At 51.5% G+C, this 2,010-nt stretch carries 1 pseudogene; it reads right to left on the bottom strand.

Annotation, left to right across the window (positions count from 1 at the left end):
* Window positions 1-86: 86 nt before the first annotated feature.
* Window positions 87-2,010 (bottom strand): annotated as a pseudogene (gene cypD / locus ACWHAR_RS20215) (bifunctional P-450/NADPH--P450 reductase); the annotation flags it as partial.

Below are 2,010 nucleotides of genomic sequence, written 5' to 3'. Positions count from 1 at the left end.
TGAAGTTATTGTATGCATGAATGTTTAGCGCGATCACCATTTTTTCGAAAGGACAAAAAAGACTGGATGTCTCCAGTCTTCTTTATCTATATCCCTGCCCAGACATCTTTGGTGTACATACCGGTACCCTGCAGATGTCTCAGCCAGTTTTGCGCTTCTTGCTCCCCGGTGCCATGAACAGACTGATACGCCTTTTGCAGTGCCGCCTCCACATCCGGGGCCATTTTGCTGCCGTCACCGCATACATAAAGCCTGCCTCCGCGGTCAAGAATTGATATTAACGTTTCTGCATGGTCAGCCATGACATGCTGGACATACGTTTTCGGCATGCCTTCTTTGCGGGAAAAGGCTGTGTGGACAGTGACGATTCCGTCTTTTTCAAACTGCTCAAGTTCATCGCGGTATATAAAATCACGATCGTTCCTGCATCCAAAATAGAGATGAGCTTCACCGAGCGTTTTCCCCTCCCGCTTTAAAACTTCGCGGGCTTGAAGGAAACCGCGGAATGGCGCGACTCCCGTGCCAGGTCCGACCATAATGATTGGCGTTTCAGGGTCTTCCGGAAGCTGAAACCGGGATTCCGGTGTGCGGATAAACATCACGACATCATCACCCGCTTGACGCTCAGCTAAATCATTTGATGCCACGCCCCTGTATTCGCCACGGCCGCTCCACGCAGGGCCGCGCACGACGCCGACTGTGATCGATGCTAGCCGCGGATTCACTCTTGGAGAGCTTGAAATTGAATAATATCTCGGTTTTAACGGACGTAAAAGCTCTAAAAATCGTTCAAACGGCATGTCGCACGCTTCGTACTTTTCAAGCAGATCCAGCATGGAAATTCTTTTTTTCAATATTTGCTCCTGATAAACACCCTCTGCTGACAGTTCTTCTAATTCACGCCTATGCGGCGGACACACTGTAAATGCCGCCAGTTCACGTATTTGCGCTCTTGTGGCTGCTTCCTGCACCTCGACGCTGTAGCTGAGAAGATCATACAGGCTGACAGGACGGCCCAATGGCAGATGCCCCGCACTGCGGCCGCTTGCCGACAATGTCACTTGGTCGGTGCCCTTCAGGCCGAATCTGTGGAGAATCCGGCTGACATTGGTTTGGCTGTTTTTTGGCAATACGCCAAGATGGTCGCCCTCTTGATATTCAACATCCGGCGGCAATGCAATTTCGATATGGCGAGTGCTTCGATCGCTGTCTGCGGACTGGAGTTCACGATTTTCGGCAATGGATGCGTGAGAGGCTTCGTACGATCTAGCGAGCGGAGACTCGCCCAGCCCTCTGACAAACTGAAGGCTCAGCGTGCTTCGTTCCTTATCTGCGTTTTCATTAAGCTCAAGTCCGAATGCTTTGATGGCATCCGCCCACATGCTTTTTTTCCACTCGTCAAGCTGCCCTTCAAAATCACCGCTGACATCCCCTTCCCCGCGCCCAGAAAACCGAGTCGCGCCTTTTTCTGCAAGCTGCTCATCAATGAATCTCGGCACGTATTGATACGTGCTCGCCCAGTTGTGGTCGCCGCAGCCAAATACCGCGTAATGGACGCCCTCAAGCTCACCCGGTTTGATTTCTTGAAGCCACTGCACGAATTGTCCGGCATTGCTTGGCGGCTTTCCATTATAAGACGAGGTCACAATGACAACCGCTCCCTCTTTCGGCAGCTTTCCAATCCGGTCGTTCAGAGGTGCTGTCTCTGTCCTTACGTCGTGAAGACTGGCAGTATCAGCAAGCTCCCGGGCGACGCCTTCTGCGGTGCCGGTATCTGAGCCGTACAGCACGAGAAGCGGGCGGTTGTTAAGACCGATGACCGATGCGCCCTTTGCTTCCGTTTTCTCCTTTTGCTCATCAGGCGCGGCTTTTTCAGCTGTCTGGACGTCCGCATGAATGGCTTCCTGATGACGGCTTTGAACCCTGATGTGAAAATCGCCCGGCTTAAGTGTTAAGGTTTGTTTGATATCAAGCTCATAATTCTCATGATCAATCAATGTGAAATATTTT

This window comes from Bacillus sp. LR--39 (assembly GCF_053613335.1).
The sequence above is the reverse complement of the archived record's forward strand: the minus strand, read 5'-3'. Positions and strand labels throughout refer to the sequence as shown.